Raw genomic sequence first — 22,610 nt, 5'->3', positions numbered from 1 at the left:
CGGGCTCGACGGGTTCCGCCGGCGCGATGGTCAGGTCCGGCAGCTCGATCCGGGTCTGCGCATGCTGCTCGAGCGTGAACATCACCTGCGCCAGCGGGGCGAACGCCTCGGATCGGGTCGGCGCGAGCCGTTCGACGAGATGCTCGAACGGGACGTCGGCGTGGTCGAAGGCGTCCAGATCGGTGTCGCGGACGGCGGTCAGCAGTTCGTCGAAGGAGATGCCCGGATCGATGTCGCTGCGCAGCACGAGGGTGTTGACGAACATGCCGATCACGTCGTCGAGGGCGGCCTGTCCGCGTCCGGCAACCGGCGTCGCGATGGCGACATCGGAAGTCGCGCCGATCCGACCCAGCAGCCCGGCCAGCGCCGCGTGCAACACCATGAACGGGGTGGCTCCGTGCCGCCGGGCGAGGTCGTCGACGGCGTCCACGAGCTCGTCGGGAACGTCGAACTCGGCGAGCCCACCGCGCATCGACGCGACGGCGGGACGCGGGCGGTCGGCGGGCAGTTCGATGACGTCGGGCAGGTCGGCAAGCTGTTCGGTCCAGTACGAGACCTGCTGTCCCACGATCGAATCCGGGTCATCCGCGGTGCCGAGCACCCGGCGCTGCCACAGTGCGAAGTCGGCGTACTGGACGGACAGATCCGGCCAGTCCGGTGCGCTGCCCGCGGTCCGAGCGGTGTAGGCGGTGACGATGTCGCGCAGCAGCGGAGCGAGCGACTCACCGTCGGCGGCGATGTGGTGGATGATCACGACGAGCAGGTACTCGTCGTCGCCGGTCGAGGTCAACGCCGCCCGGATCGGGAGATCGCGGGTGACGTCGAACGGTTGCCCGGCCAGGCCCAGCGCCGCGGCGGTATCCGTGGGGCGGTGCCACCAGGAGTTCTCGTCCCGCAGGACCTCAGGGTCGAGAATGTGTTCTGCCGCGTCGCCGTTCTCGTCCGCCGGGAAGACAGTGCGCAGGCTTTCGTGGCGGGTGATGACGTCGGCGAGCGCGGCGCGCAGGGCGTCGGCGTCGACGCGGCCGGTGAGCGTCAGCGCGAACGGGATGTTGTAGGCCGGTGAGGCCGGGTCGAACTGGTTGATGAACCACATCCGCTGCTGTGCGCTCGACAGCGGAAGACGTTCGGGCCGTGGGGCGGCAGCGGTCAGCGCGTCCACAGCCGGGCCGCTCGAGTCGGCCACCCGGGCCGCGAGCGCGCGCACGGTCGGCATGTCGAAGAGGTCGCGCACCCCGACCTGCGTGCCGAGCGTGTCGGCGATGCGTGCGGCCACCCTGGTGGCCGAGAGGGAGTTGCCGCCGAGATCGAAGAAACTGTCGGTTGCCGACACGGTCTCGAGACCGAGGACGTGACCGAACACGGCGGCGACGGCGCGTTCGGCGGCCGTCTCCGGTTCGACATACTCCCCCACCGCGAATTCCGGTTCGGGTAGCGCGCGACGGTCGATCTTGCCCGCGGTGTTCAGCGGCATCGTCTCGAGTACCGACCAGACCGTCGGGCGCATGTACTCCGGGAGCACCTGCGCGGCAGCCGATCGGACGGTCTCGAGCTCGACCGTCTCACCGGCGACATAGCCGACGAGATGGGGGTCGCCGTTGGGGGCGGCGGTGACCGCGGCCGCGGCATGTACCACTCCCGGCGCGGCGGCGAGCACGGCCTCGATCTCGCCGAGTTCGATCCGCTGCCCCCGCAGTTTCACCTGGAAGTCGGTGCGGCCGAGGTACTCCAGCCGGCCGTCTGCAGCGTGCCGCACGAGATCACCGGTCCGGTAAAGGCGGGCCCCGGGAGCGCCGAACGGATCCGCGACAAACCGATCGGCGGTGAGGTCAGGGCGGGACGCGTATCCGCGTGCGAGCTGCACGCCACCGAGGTAGAGTTCGCCGGCCACGCCGGGCGGCACGGGCCGCAGGCGCGCATCGAGTACGCGCGCGGCGGTGTTCCACACCGGACGGCCGATCGGCACGGTGCCGTCGCCGGGCCGGACCTCGTGGAAGGTGACGTCGACCGCCGCCTCGGTGGGTCCGTACAGATTGTGCAGCCGGGCGTTCGGCAGCGCGTCGAGTGCGGCGGCGGCCACCGCCGGCGCGAGTGCCTCGCCGGAGGTGAAGACCTGACGCAGCGCGGTCAGGTCGGTGAGGCCGTCCACCCCGACCACGTCGACGAAGGTCGACAGCATCGACGGGACGAAGTGCGCGGTGCTGACCCGCGACTCCCGCAACAATTCCGCGAGATAGTGCGGGTCGCGGTGGCCGTCGGGTCGGGCGATCACGAGTTCCGCGCCGACCATCAACGGCCAGAACAACTCCCACACCGACACGTCGAAGGTGCTCGGCGTCTTCTGGATGACGGTGTCGGTGGTGTCGATCGGGTACGCCGACTGCATCCAGGCCAGACGATTCGAGATCGCCTCGTGCGTGACCGTCACGCCCTTCGGGCGGCCGGTCGATCCCGAGGTGAACAACGTGTATGCGGGATGACTGCCCCGCAGCGGTGCGATCCGGTCGGCGTCGGTGATCGGCGCGACGCTGTCGTCGGTCGGCTGCTCGGCGTCGACGATCACCACATCGGCCTGCGCCACATCCAGGACGCGCACGGTGTCGGCGGTGGCGAGCACAAGGGACGCTCCCGACGTGTCGAGCATGTGGGCGACGCGGTCGGCAGGCGCTTCCGGGTCGATCGGCACGTAATGACCGCCGGCCGCGACCACCGCGTGCAGACCGACCAGCAGGTCCACCGACCGTGGGACGCAGACGCCCACGGCGACGTCCGGGCCGACGCCGCGCACGATGAGATCGCGAGCCAGGGCACACACTCGCGAACCGAACTCGCGGTATGTGACCGTGACGCCCTCGAACGACAACGCGGTCGATTCGGGCGTCGAACGCACTTGGGCGGCAACACGGTCCGGGATCGTCATGTCGGCGACTTCGACATCGTCTCCACTCGCCCACTCGGAGACCATCACGCGATCGGCATCGCTGATGGTGTCGACCTCGGCGAGCACGCGGGCGGGCTCGCCGACGAGGGTGGTCAGCACAGTGCGGACGTGGTCGGCAACGCGGACGACGTCATCCTCGCCGAGGACGCTCGGCAGATATGTGAAGGCCAGCTGCATGCCGTCGCCGGCCGGGCCGACGATCAGGTTGAGCGGGTAGTGCGTGGAGTCGGCGAAATCGACACCGGTGATGTCCAATCCGGCCGCCCGACTGCCGGAGGCGAGGGCGTCCGAGTCGACCGGGTAGGACTCGTAGACGGTCAGGGTGTCGAACAGGACGGCATGTCCGGCGATCGCACCGATGTCCGCGAGGCCGAGGTGCTGATGGTCGAGCAGGCGGGTCTTGGCATCCTGCAGTTCGGATGCGACCTCGCCGAGGGTCTGCGTGGGATCGCAGTCCACCACCACCGGGATGGTGTTGATGAACAGGCCGATCGCGGCTTCCACGCCGTCGATGTCGGCGGGCCGGCCCGACACCGTCTCACCGAACGCGACCACCTGCTGCCCGGTCAGACGCGACAGCATGAGCGCCCAGGCGACCTGGATCGCCGTCGACGGTGTGACCCCGTGGTCGCGCGAGAATCGGTGCAGTCCGGAGACCAGTTCGCCGTCGAGGTCGACGTGCAGCGCCACCGGCGTCTCGGCGACCGCGGGTTGTTCGGGCGCCAGCAACGTCGGCCCGGCCAACGGGGCCAACGTGTCCCGCCACGCCTCACGAGCGGCCGAGCGATCGCGCTCGGCGAGCCAGCCGAGGAAGTCGGCGTAATCGGCCCGTGCCGTGGGCGGCGCCGGGACCGCGTCGTCTGCGAGATAGGCGGCGAACAGGTCGGCGATCACCAACGGCCCGGACCATCCGTCGAGCAGGATGTGGTGGTTGGTGATGATCAGCCGGTGCTCGCCCGCCGGCATCGCGACCGCGACGAACCGGATGGGGCCGGGACGGGCGAGGTCGAAACGGGTGATGCGCTGTTGACCCGCCAGCTCCGTCAGGCGGGCCTCGGCGGTGTCGGCGTCGAGGGCGCTGAGATCGACACTCTGCCAGTCGGGTTCGACGGCCGGGGCGACCACGGCGACCGGCGTCCCGCCGGCCGTCCGCAGATAGGCGGAGCGCAGGACGGCGTGGGCTCGGAACAGCTCGCCGGTGGCCCGCCGCATTCGTGCTTCGTCGATACCGCCTGCGATCGCGATGATCACCTGGACCGAGTAGACGTCGATCTCCCCGGGGCGGGCGGCGATCTCCGATTGGAACAACAGGCCGTTCTGCAGAGGGGACAACGGCCAGAGGTCCGCACCCGGGTATCGGCTGCCGAGGTCGTCGATCTCGCGCTGGGTGAGACCGGTCGTCGCGACATCGGATTCGGACAGACCCGGATCACCCGTCTCGTCGAGTCCGGCGACGATGGCGTCGAGAGCGGCTTGCCACCGTCGCGCGATCTCGGTGACCTCGGCCTCGTCGAGGACCGCGGCCGGGAAGCTCAGGTCGGCTCGCAGGGTGCGGCCGTCGCCTGCGGCGACCGCCGAGACGTTGACCGCCAGCGACGACAACGCAACCATCGCGCCCGACACCGACGGGGCAGCACCGGGGCGCCCACGGCAGGCAGGAAGCCGCCGGCGTCATCGCCGGCAGCGTCGCCAGACGGTGTGGCATTCGCCGGACCGGCCACGTTGCCGAAGTAGTTGAAGCTGACCGCCGGCAGCGGCAGATCGGCGAGCGGCGAGTCCGCCCGCAGGTAGCGCAGTGATCCGAATGCGATGCCGCGATCGGGCATGGCGGCGCGGGAGTCCTTGACCGACTTGACCACCGACGAGACGTCGGCGCCTGCGGGGACATCGACCGACAGCGGCGCGATACTGGTGAACCATCCGACACCGCGGGACAGGTCGGCACCCGGCGCGATGCCTTCCTCTCGTCCGTGGCCTTCGAGGAGGATCGCGACCCGATCACCGGTGGCCGGGTCGGCGACCGCGAGCGCCAGCGCGGCGAGCAACGGGTTGTCGGCGCCGGTCCGGTAGCCGTCCGGGACCCGGGTCAGCAACGATTCGGACAGTTCGGCGGGCAGCGTCCACGAGATCGTCCGAACGGTGGACTGACGATCGCGGGCCCGATCGAAAGGCCGGCCCACCTGCTCGGGTGCCGACCGCAGATGATCGGCCCACATCGCGAGTTCGTCGTCCCGTCCGGCGAGGTCGGTGAGCACCCCTGCCCAGCGACGCATCGACGTCCCGGTCGGTTGCAGCGAGATCGGCTGTCCCGCCGAATGATGCGCCCATGCGGTCACGAGATCGGTGATGATCGCCGACCACGAGACGGCGTCGACCGCGAGGTGATGCACGGCGAGGACGAGCCGTCCTCCGCCGTCTCGGCTCCGGAGTCCGTGTGCCGCCAGCACCGCGCCCGTGCCCGGATCGAGTCGATCGAGCGCTTGTGCGTGGCCCTCCCGGACGGCCTCGACGAAGGCCGGTGAGCCGATCGGGGCATCGACGTCGCTGATCTCGACCGCCGCGTCCGCATCGAAGTCGTTGCCAGCGGTCAGTTCCCACTCGCCGTCGTGCTCGACGAGCCGCGCGCTGAGCATCGGATGGTGTGCGACGACGGCGGCGACGACCGTGCGTAGGTCGTTCCCCGAGATCCCGTCCGGCAGAACGAGCACACTGCTCTGGGAGAAGTCGGCGACGTCGGACGGGCGGTCGGAATGTTCCAGCATCCAGTGGATGGCCGGGGTGAGCGCGATCTCGCCCGCTCCCCCACCCGGGTACTCGTCGAGTTCGGCGACGGCCTCGGCGCGCGCCGCGACGGCCAGGGCGCGCACTGTGCGTCGCTCGAAGATGTCGCGAGGGCTGATGGTGTAACCGGCGGCGCGCAGGGCGGACGCCACCCGGATGGACATGATCGAGTCGCCGCCGAGGGCGAAGAAGGATTCGGTGACCGAGATCCGGTCCACACCGAGGGCCCCGGCGAAGACGCCGGCGATCGCCCGTTCGTCGTCATCAGCGGGCGCCTCGTAGCCCGTCTCCAACGCGGTGAAGTCGGGTTCGGGCAACGCCCTGCGGTCCAGCTTCCCGGAACCGCCCAGCGGGATGGCGTCGAGCAGGACCCAGGCGGTGGGCCGCATGTACTCCGGCAGCGCCTGCGCCGCCGCCGCGCTGGCGGTCTCGGCAGAGGCCGGGCCGACCAGGTAGGCGACGAGGTGTTCGGCACCGGTCGACGACCGGGCGACGGTGACCGCGGCGTGCACCACCTCGTCGACACCGGTCAGGACCGCCTCGATCTCTCCGAGCTCGATACGCTGTCCGCGCAGTTTGACCTGGAAGTCGGTGCGCCCCAGGTATTCCAGCTCGCCGGCGCGATTCCAGCGGACCAGGTCACCGGTACGGTACAACCGGTCCCCAGGTGCACCGAACGGGTCGGCGACAAAACGTTCCGCCGTCAGGTCGGCGCGGGCCGCATATCCGCGGGCGATCTGTACACCACCGAGATACAGCTCACCGGGCACGCCGACCGGCGCCGGACGCAACCGGTCGTCGAGCACCCAGGTGGTGGTGTTCCACGTCGGACGGCCGATCGGCACGACATCGCCGACCGCCGTCAGTTCCTGATGGGCGACCTCGACCGCTGCCTCGGTGGGACCGAAAAGGTCGTGCAATCCGGCCCAGGGCAGCGCGGTTCGGGTGGCCTTCGCGACGGCCGGCGGCAACGCCTCGCCGGAGGCGAACACGTACCGCAGCGATGTGAGCCGAGACAGCGCGGTGTGATCGACGACGTCGAGGAAGACCGACAACATCGACGGCACGAAATGTACCGATGTCACCCGCTCCGCCTCGAGCACATCGGCGAGGTAACCCGGATCGGTATGGCCGCCCGGGCGGGCGATCAGCATGCGCGCGCCCGCGAAGAGCGGTGCGAACAGCTCCGGTACCGAGACGTCGAAGGTGTACGGCGTCTTGAGGATCACGGTGTCCGACGCGTCGAGCGGGAACGCGCTCAGTCCCCACCGCAGGCGGTTGGCCACCGCCCGGTGCGACACCGTGACGCCCTTGGGCCGGCCGGTCGAGCCAGAGGTGAAGATCGTGTACGCGGCGTGATCCGCATGCAATGGTGCGCGGCGGTCGGCGTCGGTGACCGGCGCGATGGCCATGTCGACGGGCACGTTCGTGTCCACCGCGAGAACGGTCGCGCCTGCGTCGAGGATCGCCGTTGGTGCCGCGCCGGGGCCGACGAGGACGAACGAGGCATCCGCGGTCTCCAGCATGTGACGCACCCGCTCGGCGGGCGCCTCGGTGTCGATCGGGACGTACTGTCCGCCGGCGGCGATCACCGCGTGGATGGCCGTGACCATCTCCGGCGAACGCGGAATGCAGACGCCGACAGCGTCGTCGGGTCCGACGCCCTGGCGGATCAGGTCCCGGGCCAGACTGCTCACCCGCGCCGCGAACTCGGCATAATCCACGGTCCGACCCTCGAATCCGAGGGCTGGTGCACCCGGTGTGCGGCGCGCCTGTTCGATGATCGCGGTATCGAGGGTCTCGCCCGGGAGCGTGACGTCGGCACCGGTCGAGTTCTCCCGGATCTGGTCGGCCTCGCGGTCGGTCACCAAAGTGGCGTCGCCGACCGCCGTCGACGGGGTGCGTGCCAGATCGCCGATCAGCGAGGTGAACTGGGCGGCGAACCGCTCGATGGTGGCCTCGTCGAAAAGATCGGTCGCGTAGACGATGGAGCCGCGCCATCCGTCGTCGGGGCCGGAGCCGGTGGCGAGGTCGATGGTGAGATCCACTTTGGCGGCCGGCGCCGGGAGCGAAGCGAGCGGGCCAGATGTGGCCGGCGCCGGGAGCGAAGCGAGCGGGCCAGAAGTCGCCGGCGTCGCGGCCATCGCCGGACGAATCGACAGTCCGGGTAGATCCATCTGGGGCGAAGGGTTCTGATCGACGGTGAGCAGCACCTGGGACAACGGCGCGAAGGCTTCCGAACGGACCGGATTCAGTTTCTCGACAAGGTATTCGAAGGGCACGTCCGCATGTGCATAGGCATCGAGATCGGTTCGCCGGACCTCGTCGAGAAGATCGGCGAAGGTCGTCGAGGTATCGATCTCGGTGCGCAGGACGAGCGTGTTGACGAACATGCCGACGAGTTCGTCGAAGGCCGCGTGACCACGACCGGCAATCGGTGTGCTGACGGCGATGTCGGCGGTGCCCGACAGTCGCGACAACAAGACGGCGAGCGCGGCGTGGGCGACCATGAACGGCGTGACACCACGGTCGGCGGCGATCGCGGTGACCGACGCCGCGACGTCGGCCGGTATCTCGAAGTCGGCCGAGGCGCCGCGCAGCGAGGCGACTGCCGGACGCGGACGATCCGCGGGCAGCTCGAGGACATCTGGGATCGAGGCCAGTTTTTCTGTCCAATAACGGGTTTGGGTGGCGATCGCGGAGCCCGGATCGCCCGGGTCGCCGAGCACGGCACGCTGCCAGAGTGCGTAGTCGGCGAACTGTACCGACAGGGGCGCCCAGTGGGGGGCACCACCGGCGATCCGTGCCCGGTACGCTGCGAGCACATCGGCGAGTAGCGGCCTCATCGATTCACCGTCGGCGGCGATGTGGTGGACGACCAGGGCGAGCAGGTGGCGCCGCGCATCTCCGGCGTCGGAACCGAGTACCGCGCGCACCGGTAGTACGCGAGAGATGTCGAAACCGGTCGACACCGCGGCGGTCACCGCAGCGGTGATCTCGTCGGGGCTCCCGGTCACCTGCGCCCAGACCGACTCGGCGTCGAGGTCACCGACGGGATGGATGATCTGTTCGGGCGCGCCACCATCGAGGTCGTCACCGTCGACGACGGTGCTCCGCAGCACCTCGTGCCGGCCGATCACGTCGAAGAGCGCTGCCCGCAAGGCATCTCGGTCCAGATCGCCGCGGAGCTCGAGCACCAACGGGATGTTGTATGCCGCCGAGTCCGGATCGAACCGGTTGATGAACCAGATCCGCTGCTGCGAGTACGACAGCGGAAGGTGTTCGGGCCGTGCGATCGAGCCCGGCGTGACGGATGCCCGGACGTCGCTTTCCGCGGCACTCACCACCCGCGCGAGATCCCGCACGGTCGGGTGGTCGAACACGTCCCGCACCGCGACGGCGGTGCCGGTGGTTGCGGAGATCCGCGCGGCGAGGCGCGTGGCCGACAGCGAGTTGCCGCCGAGGTCGAAGAACGAGTCGGTCGCGCCCACCCGATCGCGGTCCAGCAGATCGGCGATGATCTCGGCGATGTCGGCTTCGCCGGGGGTCGCCGGGGCGACGAACTCGACGGTCGAATCCCATTGGGGAGCAGGCAGCGCACGTCGATCGAGTTTGCCGCTGGTGGTCAGCGGAAGCGCGTCGAGCACGATGAGCGCCGACGGCACCATGTAGCGCGCGAGCCGCCCACTCACCGCGTCGGTGAGTGCGTCCGGGTCGAGGTCGACCGGAGAGTCGGCGTCGGGTACGACATAGCTGACAAGGCGGGTGCCGATGCCATCCGCGGAGACACCCAGTGTGACCGCGAGATCGACGCCCGGCTGCGCGGCGAGGACGGCGTCGATCTCGCCGAGCTCGACGCGCTGGCCGTTGATCTTCACCTGGAAGTCGGCGCGTCCGGCGAACTCCAGCTGATGGGTACCGGTGTGCTCGTGCTCCGTCCAGCGCACGAGGTCCCCGGTGCGGTAGAGCCGACTTCCCGGCGCGCCGTACGGGTCCGCCACGAACGTCGAGGCCGACAGCCCCGGCCGATTGAGATAGCCGAGGGCAAGTGCCTCGCCGGCCAGGTAGAGCTCGCCGACGGCGCCCACCGGTACCGGGTGCAGCCGCTCGTCGAGCACCGCGACCGCGAAGCCGCCCACCGGACGGCCGATGGCGATCGCCTCGCCGGGCATCAGCACGGCCGAGGTCGCCCAGACGGTTGCTTCGGAGGGCCCGTAGAGGTTGAACATCTCCCGGCCGGGAGCCCACGCCTCGACGACCTCGGGCGGACACGCCTCACCCGCCGTCGTGAGGTGACGGAGCGAGGTCAGTCCGTGCGGGGTCATCGTCGCGAGCACCTGAGGTGTGATGACAGCGTCGGTGACGGCCCCGTCGGCCATCACGTCGACGAGGCCGGGGCCGCCGAAGACGTCGGCCGGGGAGACCACCAGGGTGACCCCGAGTCCGATGGCCCAGGCCATCTCGAAGAACGCGGCATCGAAGCTCGGGGACGCCACGTGCAGCACCCGGGTGTCGGACGCCGTTCCCGAGATGGTTGCTTGTGCGGCAATCATCTCGGCGACACCACGGTGTGACACCGCGACAGCCTTGGGCCGACCGGTGGAGCCCGAGGTGTAGATCAGGTAGGCGACGTCGTCGAGACGTGGGCCGCGCGTCCGCTCGTCGTCGGCGATCGCCGCGCCGGACAACCCGGCCAGTCGCGTCTGTGTGTCCGGATCGTCGACCGCGATCCAGCCGACACCGTCGAAGCGCTCGTCGAGGCGGGTCACCGTGGTCGTGAGGGCCACGGCCACACCGGAATCGGCGAGCATGTGGGCGACACGGTCGGTGGGCAACGCCGGGTCGATCGGCAGGTACGCGGCGCCGGTCGCGATCACCGACCAGACCGCGATGACAGACTCCACCGACCGGCCGATCGCCACCGCGACCACATCGCCCGGTCCGATGCCCTCGCCGATGAGCAGGCGCCCGAGTCGGTGTGTGCGGTCGCCGAACTCGTCGTAGGTCATCGACCGGTCGCCGAGGATCAACGCCGTACGGTGGCCCGGGACCTCGCGGGCGGCGAGGATCTCGGGGATCGTCTGCGGCGTCGTCCGTGCGGGGGTCGTCATCGGCGCCAGCGCGGCACGTTCCCCGGCGTCGACGAGCACGATGTCGCCGACCGCGCATCCGGGTGCGTCGACGAATCCGGCCAGCAGGGCCCGATACATGTCGGCGATACGACTTATCTCGTTGTCCGAGAAGGCGTTCGGGAGATACTTGAACGTCAGTTCGAGGTCGTCGCCCGAGGGCGCGGCTGCCAGGTTGAGGGGGTAGTGCGTGGCATCGGTCAGCGACACCTGTCCGATCTCCAGACCGGCCGCCGCACTGCCCGCGGTCACCGCGTCCGCATCCACCGGATAGGACTCGTAGACGGTCAGCGTGTCGAACAACTCCTGGTGCCCGGCAGCCGAGGCGATGTCTGCGAGTCCGAGGTGCTGGTGATCGAGCAGCCGGGCCTTGGTGGCCTGCAGATCGGCGAGCCCGGCGCGCACCGATTGGGCCGCGTCGACATCGACGACCACCGGGAGCGTGTTGATGAACAGACCGATCATCGTCTCGACACCGGGGAGCTCCGGTGGTCGGCCCGAGACCGTCTCGCCGAAGGTGACCGTCGTTCGGCCGGTCAGTCGGGACAGCAGCACGCCCCACGCGTATTGGAGGACGGTCGGGACCGTGGCGTCGGTGTCGCGGGCCAACTGTGTCAGCCGCGCAGCGAGATCGGTTCCGGTGGCGATCGTCGCGTCGCGCGGTAGTTCCGTTGCGGTGGGGCTGAATCCGGGCCGCACGAGGGTCGGTCCGTCGACCTCGGCCAGCGTCTCGCGCCACGCCGCCAGTCCGGCATCGTCGTCGCGCCGGGCCAGCCACCGGAGAAAATCACCGAAGTCACGGGAGACCGTCTCGTCGGTCCCGGGGAGTTCGAGGCCGCCGTGGTGGGCGAACAGTTCGGCGAGCACGAGCGGGTTCGACCAGCCGTCGAGAAGAAGGTGATGGTTGGTGACGACGAACCGGGTCACTCCGCGGGGCAGACGGATCAGCCGGAAGCGCAACAACGGCGGCGTGGCCAGGTCGAACGGTGTGATCCGATCGGCCAGCGTCAGTTCGTCGGCCCGGCGTTCGGCCTCGCCGGCCGAGAGTTCGCCGAGGTCCACGGACTCCCAGACCAGGTCGACATGCGTGGGCACCACCGCGACCGGGGTGCCCGATCCGGTCCGCAGATATCCGGAGCGCAGGACCCGGTGATCTCCCAGGAGCCGACGAGCCGATTCCCGCAGACGGTCGGCGTCGACGTGCCCGTGGATGTCGATGACGCCTTGGGTGACATAGACATCGAGGCCCGAGGAGGCCGCTCCACGATCCCCGGCCAGGGTGCGCTCGGCCTGATAGAACAGACCGCGCTGCAACGGCGTGAGCGACCAGAGGTCGGCACCCGGGTAACGCACCGCGAGGTGATCGATCTCGTCCTGTGTGAGGCCGGTGGGCGCGACGTCCGACGGGCTGAGCCCGGGGTCGCCGACCTCATCGACGTGGGCGGCGATCTGCGCGAGCGCCTCGGTGAATCCGGCGGCCAGCGCCCCGATCGCATCCCCGTCGAGAACCGCTGACGGCGCGCTGAACTCGGCTTCCAGGATGCGACCGTCGTCGGTCGGCACGGTGTTGATGTTGACGGCCAGCTGCGCGAGCGCGGCCATCGTCCCCGCGACGGTCCCGGGCAGGCGGGGCGCATCGACGGCGGGCGCGAAAGCGACGTCTCCGTCGGTCCCCTCACCCACCGCGTCTGCCCGGCGACCCGCTGCGCCGCCACCGAGGAAGTTGAACGTGATGGGCGGCAACGGACGAGCCGACAGCGGCGAATCGGGACGGAGATGACGCAGTGCGCCGAAGGCGATGCCGTCATCCGGACGTTCGGCGATGGCCTCCTTGGTGGCCTTGACCAGCGACGCAACCGGTGCGGTCGGATCGATGTCGAGGGTGACCGGGGAGACGCTGGTGAACCAGCCGACGGCGCGGGACAGATCGGCGGGCGCCGGTCCCACATGTTCTTCGCGCCCATGGCTCTCGAGCAGCATCGACACCGGGACCGGCCCGCCGTGATGGCGCGCCACGGCGAGTCCGAGGGCGGCGAGCATGATGTCGTCGGCCCCGGTCCGGAATGCGCCGGCGATCCGACCGAGGACCGCTTCGGTCAACTCTGCGGGCACCCGGAATGTCTCGGACCGGACACTCGATTGCCGGTCGCGGTCCCGGTCGAGCGGCGCGCCGAGCAGGGTCGGATGTTCCGGCAGGTGCCGCTTCCAGATCGGCAATTCCGACGCGCGTGAGACTGCGAGGCCGTGGAGGACTTCCGCCCACCGCCGCATCGATGTTCCGTTGTCCGGCAGCGTGATCGGATCGCCCGAGCGGTGCTGCGACCAGGCGATCGCGAGATCTGTCACGATGGTTCGCCACGACACGGCGTCGACGGCGAGATGATGCACGGCCACCACCAGCCGGCCCGGGCCGCCACCTTCGCCCCGTATACCGGTAACGGCGATCATCCGTGCCTCGGCCGGTGACAGACGGCTCAGGGCGTCGGCGTGCGCAGCGCGAACGACTGCGTTCGCGGCGCCGGTACCGGCCCGTTCGGCCGATTCTTCAGCGGTCCACACGGCCAGGGCGTCGGTGCCGGAGAACGGCTCGCCGGCTCGCATCGACCATCCGTCGGCCGTTTGCGACAGCCGCGCCGACAGCACCGGATGATGCTCGACGACGGACTCGAGCACGGCAGCCAGCCCGGCCTCGCCGGCTTCCGACGGCAAGGTGAGGACGAGCGCCTGCGAGTAGTCTGCGAAGTCCGACGGGCCGTCGGCGTGTTCGAGCATCCAGTGGACGGTCGGCGTGAGCGCCATGTCGCCGGCGGCGCCCCCCGGCAGCTCGTCGAGGAGTTCGGCCGCGGCCCCGTCGACTGCGCGGGCGAGGTCACGAACCGTCTTGTGTTCGAAGATGTCCCGCGGACTCAACGGGAACCCGGCACCACGCAGCAACGACGACACCTGGATCGACATGATCGAGTCGCCACCGAGCGCGAAGAAGGATTCGGTCACCCCGATCCGGTCGACGCCGAGCACACCCGCGATGACCTCGGCGATCCGACGTTCCGCATCGGTCCCCGGTTCAACCGTCCCGGCGGACTCGGACGTCCCGAAGTCGGGTTGGGGCAGAGCGCGACGATCGAGCTTGCCGGCACTGCCGAGCGGCAACTCGTCGAGCACCGTCCACACGGTGGGCCGCATGTACTGCGGCAACGCATCCGCAACCGCCCGACGCGCGGTGTCCACGTCAACCGTCGAGGCCGGCGCGAGGTAGGCGACGAGATGCTGCGCACCGCCGGGCGCGGTGGCGACGGTCGTCGCCGCGTGCACCACCCCCGGCACCCCGGCGAGCACCGACTCGATCTCCCCCAGCTCCACGCGCTGCCCGCGCAGCTTCACCTGGAAATCGGTGCGGCCCAGGTATTCCAGTGCACCGTCGCGGTTCCACCGGACCAGGTCACCGGTTCGGTAGAGCCGCTCGCCGGGCATCCCGTACGGGTCTGGGACGAATCGGTCGGCGGTGAGTTCGGAGCGCGTCGCGTATCCACGCGCCACCTGCACCCCGCCGAGGTACAGTTCGCCCGGCACGCCGACCGGCACCACCCGCAGGCGGGCATCGAGCACGATCGTCCGGGTGTTCCAGGTCGGCCGGCCGATCGGTACCACGTCACCGACGGTGTCGAGCTGCTGGTGTGCGACCTCCACGGCAGCCTCGGTCGGGCCGAACAGGTCGTGAAGTCCGGCGTGCGGGAACGTGTCCCGGGTGGCGGCGGCGACCGATGGCGACAACGCCTCGCCCGAGCAGAAGATGTATCGCAGGCGGGTCAACCGGGCCAGCTGCCGGTCGGGGACAACATCGAGGAACACCGCCAGCATCGACGGTACGAAATGCACGGACGTCACCTGGTGTGCGTGCAGCACGTCGGCGAGGTAGGTCGGGTCTGTGTGGCCGCCGTGGCGGGCGACCAGCATCCGTGCTCCCGCGATCACCGGCGCGAAGAGTTCGGGTACCGACACGTCGAAGGTGTAGGGCGTCTTGAGGATCACCGTGTCATCGGTCCCGAACGGGAATGTCGCGAGCCCCCACCGCAGGCGGTTGAGGACCGAGCGGTGACTGACCGTCACTCCCTTGGGGCGGCCGGTCGAACCGGAGGTGAAGATCGTGTACGCCGCATGATCGGGCCACAGCGGTGCGGTCCGATCGGCATCGGACACCGGCTGTGCCTCCGGCGCTTCGGAATCGATCGGCGTGGTGGCATCGACCTCGACGACTCGCGTCCCGTTGTCGGCAACGGGCGACGGACGATCACCGGGCGCGACGAGAAGTAGTGTCGCACCGGCGGTGTCGATGATGTAGCCGGCCCGCTCCGGTGGAGCCTCCGTGTCGATGGGGACATATTGTCCGCCGGCCGTCACCACCGCGTGAATCGCGATCACCATCTCGGCCGACCGTGGGATGCACAGCGCCACCGCGACGTCGGGTCCCACACCGAGGGCGATCAGTTCGCGGGCCAGTGTGTTCACGCGGGCGGCGAATTCCGCGTGGTCGATGACGCGGTCGTCGACCAGGAGTGCGGGCGCTCCCGGATGGCCGGCGCCGAATTCGGTCAGCGCCTCCGGCAGGGCCTGTGCCGGCAGATCGACCCGCTCTCCGGTGGCATCGTCGACACGCTGTGCCGTCTCGGCTTCGTCGAGGATGGCGAGATCTCCGACGGCGGGGTCGGCGCCGGCGGCCGAGGACGCAGCGATCTCGATCAACAGGCTGTGGAAGGCTGCGGCGATCCGCTCGGCTCCGGCGGCGTCGAAGAGGTCGGTGGCGTAGATGATCTTGCCGGCCAACGCGCCGTCCGCGGTCTCGGTCAGTCCGACGGTGAGATCGAACTTGGCGGCATCGGCACCCGGGTCCTCGGCGATGATCTCGAGGTCGCCGACCGTCCTCGGTCCGAGCCCGCTCTGGTCGAGGACCAGCAACACCTGGGCAAGCGGTTCGAAGGATTCCGAACGCACGGGATCGAGCGCCTCGACGACCCGCTCGAACGGCACGTCGGCATGGGAGAAGGCGTCGAGATCGACGCGTCGCGCCTGACCCAAGAGCTCGCTGAACGACTGGTGCGGGGTCACCTCGGTGCGCAGCACAAGCGTGTTGACGAACATGCCGACGAGATCGTCGAGAGCGACGTCACCGCGCCCGGCGACCGGCGTGGCGACGGCGATGTCCGAGGTCGCCGACAACCGCGCCAACAGCACGGCCAATGCGGCATGGACCACCATGAAACGCGTGGTGCCATGTACACGCGCGAGTTCGTCGAGACCGCGCCGGATGTCCTCGTCGACGCGGTATCCGACCGATCCACTGCGCATCGACGACACCGCGGGCCGTGGGTGGTCGGTGGGGAGTTCGAGAACGTCGGGGAGGCCGGCCAGCTGCGTCCGCCAATGACCGAGTTGGCGTGAGATCTCCGAGCCGGGGTCCCGTTCGTCGCCGAGCGCCCTCCGCTGCCAGATCGCGTAGTCGGCGTACTGCAGCGCCATGGGTGGCCAGCTCGGCGAGTCGCCTTGCGCCCGTGCGGTGTACGCGATGGCGAGGTCGCGGGCGAGTACGGGTCCGGATTCGCCGTCGGCGGCGATGTGGTGGACGACCACCACCAAGAGGTGCTCATCGGGGCCGACCGCCGCGAGTCGCGCGCGGATCGGTAGTTCACCGGCGACGTCGAAGCCACGAACGAGGAGTTCACGCGCCTGCGCCTCGTCACCGACCGCCCAGTCGAGTTGCGGTGCGGCGGTATCGGTGTCGGCGATCTCCTGGTAGGGCGTGCCGTCGGGACCGGCCGGGTAGCGGGTCCGCAACACCTCGTGGCGCGCCACCACGTCCGCGAACGCCCGGCCCATCGCGTCCGAGTCGACCGGTCCGCGCAGGCGGAGCAGCACGGGGATGTTGTAGGCCGGTGATGCGGGGTCGAACTGGTTGATGAACCACATCCGCTGCTGAGCGAACGACAGCGGTAGCGGTTGCGTGCGGGGCTGCGAGCCGGCAACCGAACCCAGCGCAGGCAGGTCGGTGCGCCGGACCCGTGCGCCCGAGACCAGTTCGGCGAGTTCGCGTGCTGTCGGTGCGTCGAACAGGGACCGGACGGGCACATCGGAACCGAGCGCGTCGGCTACCCGCGCGGCGACCCGGGTCGCCGACAACGAGTTGCCACCGAGATCGAAGAAGCTGTCGACCACCGAAACGCGGTCGACGCCGAGAACGTCGGCGAACACATCGGCGACGGTTGCCTCGGCATCCGATTCCGGGGCCACGTACTCCCCTGCGGTGAACTCGGGCTCCGGCAGGGCCCGGCGATCGAGCTTGCCTGCCGAGTTCAGCGGGATGTCGTCGAGAACCATCCAGACCGTCGGACGCATGTACTCGGCGAGCGCCTCCGCGATCACCGACTTGACCCGGTCGAGATCGATCGGATGCTCGTCAGAGCCTGCCAGGTACGCCACGAGATGATCCCCGCCTGCCGGCGCCGTGGCCACCGTCGCCGCCGCATGCACCACACCGGGCGCCGCGGCCAGCACCGACTCGATCTCGCCGAGCTCGATGCGCTGGCCGCGCAGCTTGATCTGGAAATCGGTGCGCCCCAGGTAATCCAGTGATCCATCACGACGATGACGCACCAGATCACCGGTTCGGTACAACCGTGCCCCCGGCGCCCCGAACGGATCGGCCACGAACCGCTCCGCGGTCAGATCCGGACGGGCTGCGTAGCCGCGGGCCAACTGGACACCACCCACGTAGAGCTCACCGGCGGCACCCCGGGGCACGGGGTGCAGGCGGGCATCGAGCACGTGTGCGGTCGAGTTCCACACGGGCTCGCCGATCGGCACCGAGCCGAGCGACGCGTCGACATCGTCGATCCGCTGGTACGTGATCTCCACGGCGGCCTCGGTCGGACCGTAGAGGTTGTAGAACAAGACGTCGGGCAACAGGTTCCGCGTCTGCGCGGCCACGGCGGGCGGGAGTGCCTCACCCGTGGTGGACACGATGCGCAGCGAATCGAGCGACCCCACCCGCTCGGGACCGGCGACCTCGAGGAACACCGACAACATCGAGGGCACGAAGTGGACCATCGTGGCCCGGTGTCTCGCGATCTGCTCGGCCACGTAGACCGGGTCGAGATGACCGTCGGCGTCGAGTACCAACAGTCGGGCGCCGACCATCAGGGGCGCGAACAACTCGGCCACCGAGCAGTCGAAGGTCACCGGCGTCTTGAGCACGACCGTGTCAGAGGCGTCGATCGGAAGTTCGTCGAGTCCCCAACGCATGCGGTTGACCACCGCGTCGTGCGGGACGGTCACGCCCTTCGGCCGTCCCGTGGATCCGGACGTGAAGATCGTGTAGGCGGCATGGTCGGGCCGTAGGCGTCCGCGGCGCTCGTCGTCGGCCAGGGGCCTGTCGTCGCCGACGATCACCGAATCGCACTCGACCGTGACGATCGCCGCACCCGACTCGACGACCGCGGACGGGGAACCTCCCGGACCGACGAGCACGATCTCGGCTCCGGCGGTGTCGAGCATGTATCGGATCCGGTCGACCGGGGCTGCGACATCGATCGGGACATATCGTCCGCCGGCCGCGACCACGGCGTGGATCGCCACGACCATCTCGGTCGAGCGCGGGATGGACACGCCCACTGCGACATCCGGCCCGACGCCGCGTCCGATGAGTTCTCGCGCCAGCACCGTGACACGGGACATGAACTCGCCGTAGGTCAGGGTCCGATCGTCGGACACCAGGGCGGGCAGGTCCGGCGTGGCGGCGGCCTGCCGTGCGACCGCGTCCGCGATCGTCTCGGCGCGGACCCGTACCGTCTCACCGGCGGCGAGCGCCCGGCGACGTCGGAGGTCGTCGGCATCGAGGACCTCGAGGTCGCCCATCGGACGATCCGGCTCGAAGACGACCTGGCGGATGGTCCGTTCGAAGAGTGCGATGAACTCGCCGACCGTGTCGCCGTCGAACAGATCGGTCGCGTATTCGATGACGCCGGAGAGGACCCCGTCGCCGCCGACGCCTTCGATGAAGGTGATCGCGAGGTCGTGATCGGTCAGGTCGCGATACTGCTCGACCAGTTCCGCTGTGACACCGGGCAGTTCGAACCGCGCGCCCTGGGCGTCCTGAAGCAGCAACAGGACCTGGAAAATCGGCGAATGCGCGGTGCTGCGCGTGGGCTGGAGTTGCTCGACGATCATGTCGAACGGGATGTCGGCGTTGCCGAGGGCCGCGAGGTCCCGGTCGCGGACGTCGTCGAGCAGCGCCCCGAAGGCCTGTGATGGGTCGACAGGGGTGCGCAACACCACCGTGTTCATGAACATGCCGACGAGGTGGTCGAGTCCACGCTCGCCTCGGCCGGCGTAGGGCGTGCCGACCACCACATCGCGGTCGCCGGTCAGGCGGTGCAGCACCAGCGCCCACGCCGCGTGCAACACCATGAACAACGACGCGTTGTGCGACTGTGCGAACTGCCGGACGGCTGCGAAGAGTTCGCCGTCGACCTCGAAGGTCACCGCATCGGCCCGGTTGCTCTGCACCGGGGGCCGCGGCCGATCGGTGGGCAGGGCGATCACTTCCGGTGCCCCGTCGAGCTCGTGCCTCCAGAAAGCCAGCTGTTGTGCCGCAAGCGAATCGGAGCTCTCCGGATCACCGAGGACGTGGCGTTGCCAGAGGGTGTAGTCCGCGTACTGGACCTCGAGTTGCGGCCGGTCGGCGCCGCCCGCGCCCCGGCGGGCGGCGTACAAGGCCACCAGGTCCTGCGCCAAGGGCGTGAGTGATCCGCCGTCGCTGATCACATGGTGGGCCACGAGGGCGAAGACGAACTCGTCGTCGCCGGCCCGGAACTGTCGGGCACGGATCGGCGGCGCGCTCTCCAGATCGAATCCGACCCCGGTCACCTCGGCGAGAGCGGCGTCCACGGCTCCGTCATCGGCCGGTATGCGGGCCGGCGACGTGATGTCGAGATCGGGCTGGTAGCTCCCGACGGCGAGCACGATCTGTTCGGGCACACCGTCCGTCGACGGGAAACGCGTGCGCAGGATCTCGTGTCGGCCGAGGAGGTCGCGGACTGCTGCGTCGAGCGCCGACGGGTCGAGATCGCCACGGAACCGGAGCACCAGGGGAATGTTGTAGACGTGGCTGCCCGGGTCGAGGGCGTCCAGGAACCAGATCCGCCGCTGCGCATACGAGAGCGGTATCGGCGACGGTCTGGCGGCCGCGACGAGTTCGGGTCGATGGACGTGCTTGCGGCCGGCCACCCGGGCGGCGAGATCGCGAACCGTCGGCGCCTCGAAGATGTCCCGGACGGACACCACCAGGTCGAGATCGTCCTTACACCTCGCGGCGATCTGCGCGGCCACCAAGGAATTGCCGCCGATACCGAACAGCGACTCGACGACACTGACCCGATCGACGTCGAGGACCGATTCGAACACCGTGGCGATCTGGCGCTCGGACTCGTCGCGCGGAGGTACGTAGACGGCCGAGCTCTTCGGCGCCGGTACCGGAAGCGCCTTGCGATCGAGTTTGCCGTTGACGTTCAACGGCAACTGATCGAGGATCATGACCACGTCGGGGACCATGTAGTCCGGAACCCTGGCGCCGACCGTGGCACGTATCCCGTTCTCGTCGAGATCGCCTCCGCCCGGCGCATTCCCGACGACATAACCGACCATCTGCTCGGGCTGACCGTCGCGTTGCCTGATCGCCGCGGCCGCGGCGTTCACGCCCGGAGCGGCGAGGAGGGCCGCCTCCACCTCACCGAGTTCGATGCGATATCCCCGCAGTTTCACCTGTGCGTCACTGCGTCCGACGTATTCCAGCCCGTCACCGCGGGGGATCACCACGTCGCCGGTCCGGTACATCCGGGCACCGGGCTCGAAAGGATCGGCGACGAATCGCGTTGCGGTCAGGTCGAATCGGCCGAGATAGCCACGGGTCAGCTGAGGACCGGCGAGGTAGAGTTCGCCGGCCACTCCCTCGGGCACGCGGGCGAGACGCTGATCGAGAACGTACGCGCGGCTGTTCTCGATCGGCGCACCGATGTCGGACGCGACGGTCCGGGCGACGAAGTCGACCCCGAGCTCGCGCCTGGTCACGTAGACGGTTGCCTCGGTGGGCCCGTACATGTTGTTCAGTGCCGGTCCCGGATTGCCGTCGATCTCCAGCCGGTCCTCGTGCCATCGGCGAACCTGACCGAAATCGAGCGCCTCGCCGGCGAAGATCATGTAGCGGATCGACTGTGCCAGGCGATCTCCCGCCGGCGGCCGGACGGCCGCGGCGAGTTGATAGAACGCCGACGGGGTGAGGTGGACGACGGTGACCTGTTCCCGCTCCAGGACTTCGACGAAGTCGGCAGGTGACCGGGTGGTGAAGTAGTCGAGAACCACGAGGCGGCCACCGAAGCTCAGCGCCGCCCAGATCTCACCGACCGACACGTCGAAGGCATACGACTGGAACATCGACCAGACGTCGGTGGACGACAGGTCGTACAGCCCGCCCATCGTTCGCAACAGGGTCACCACGTCGTCGTGGGTGACCACCACGCCCTTGGGCTTGCCCGTGGAGCCCGACGTGTACATCACGTAGGCGGGATGCGCCCCGTCGACACGGTGCGGGAGGACATCGTCGTCATGCTCACCACTGGCGTCGGCAACCGTCGACAGGACCGCATCGAGGTCCTGCCATGTCGCGATGGTCTCGTCGTCGGCGAGGACCAGCAGCGGCCGCGCATCGTCGACGATCGTCTGGAGCCGTTCGAGGGGATGTGAGCGGTCGAGGGGCAGGTAGGCGGCACCCGACTTGATCACGCCGAGCAGCGCGACGATCAGTTCCGCGGTCCGCGGCATCGCGACGCCGATCAAGACCTCGGGACCGGCACCGGACGCGATGAGGCCGGCGGCCAGCCGGTCCGAGCGCTCATCGAGTTCCCGGTAGCTCAGGTTCGCGCCGTCGAGGTCGACGACCGCGGTCCGGTCGGCGAACCGGTGGGCCGCCGAACGGAAGAGGCCGGCGAGCGAACCCCAGTCCGAGGAGCCCGAGACCTCGAATGCGATGGAACGGATCTGCTCGACAACTCGATTCGCCTCGGCGGCGATCTCACCCGCGGCGAGCCCGTCCTTGGGGATCAGTCCGGTGACGGTACCGACGACCGCGGACTCGGCATCGAGCCCGCTGTCGGCGAGCACTGCCGCGGTCGCGGCGACCTGCGCCTGGAGCGTCTGGAAGGTTATCGGGCCGGCTGCCCCGCTCAATGCAGCCCGATCCGGCGCCAGGGCAGCCGCCATGGCGATCAGGTGCAGGGTGGATGGCCTGGGTCCCCAACCCGGGGAGAGGTCCCAGTCAACGTGCTCGGAGGCCGTCACGCGCTATCGGCACCTCTCACCGGGATCACGGCACCGTCGACGGTTTGCGCGGCGGCAGCGCCGCCGTCGTGGCCGACCACCTCGGCAGCACGCCTGCGTAGGTCACGGACCACGGAATCGAGCTCTCCGGGACCGGCGGTGACCAGGTCCGGAACACTGCTCATCAACGCCATCGTGAGGCCTGCGTTCGCATCGTCGGCGGGCAAGCCGGCCGACATCGCGACCTTGATCGCCTCGAGGTCGCCGAATCCCAGGGTGAAGCCGTCTCGCTCGACCGCGATCGCCACCGGATCCGCCTGCGCGGCCCGGGTGACGAGATCTGCCAGCGTGACCACGTCCGGCGTGGTGCTGGTGTCGTCATCGGCGAGATCGAGCAC

Annotated in this window: 3 protein-coding genes (1 of these 3 running past the window's edge); all 3 read right to left on the bottom strand. The window is 69.6% G+C overall.

All coding sequences use genetic code 11. From position 1 onward, the window contains the following. Tightly spaced (each overlapping or abutting the next), the 3 genes in view from GTV32_RS21650 to GTV32_RS24185 form a layout consistent with a single transcriptional unit that may run on beyond the window. Positions 1-4,552: the start of a non-ribosomal peptide synthase/polyketide synthase gene (locus GTV32_RS21650; RefSeq protein ID WP_161062066.1), read on the bottom strand. The gene continues 22,379 nt to the left of window position 1, outside the view; the window shows 4,552 of its 26,931 coding nt (coding positions 1-4,552); its start codon is at positions 4,550-4,552; its stop codon lies off the left edge, out of view. After that, positions 4,474-22,233, bottom strand: a complete 17,760-nt coding sequence (locus tag GTV32_RS21645) for a non-ribosomal peptide synthetase (protein ID WP_161062065.1) — start codon at positions 22,231-22,233, stop codon at positions 4,474-4,476. The genes GTV32_RS21650 and GTV32_RS21645 overlap by 79 nt, the downstream gene beginning before the upstream one ends. Next, a complete protein-coding gene (locus GTV32_RS24185) occupies positions 22,230-22,610 on the bottom strand; it encodes a hypothetical protein (protein WP_343287470.1) in 381 nt (126 codons plus the stop codon). Before GTV32_RS24185 ends, GTV32_RS21645 begins: the two co-directional genes overlap by 4 nt.

The sequence above is a fragment of the Gordonia sp. SID5947 genome, assembly GCF_009862785.1.
Taxonomy (GTDB): Bacteria; Actinomycetota; Actinomycetes; order Mycobacteriales; family Mycobacteriaceae; genus Gordonia.
Note: the sequence above shows the minus strand (reverse complement) of the source record. Positions and strands in the feature narration are given on the sequence as shown.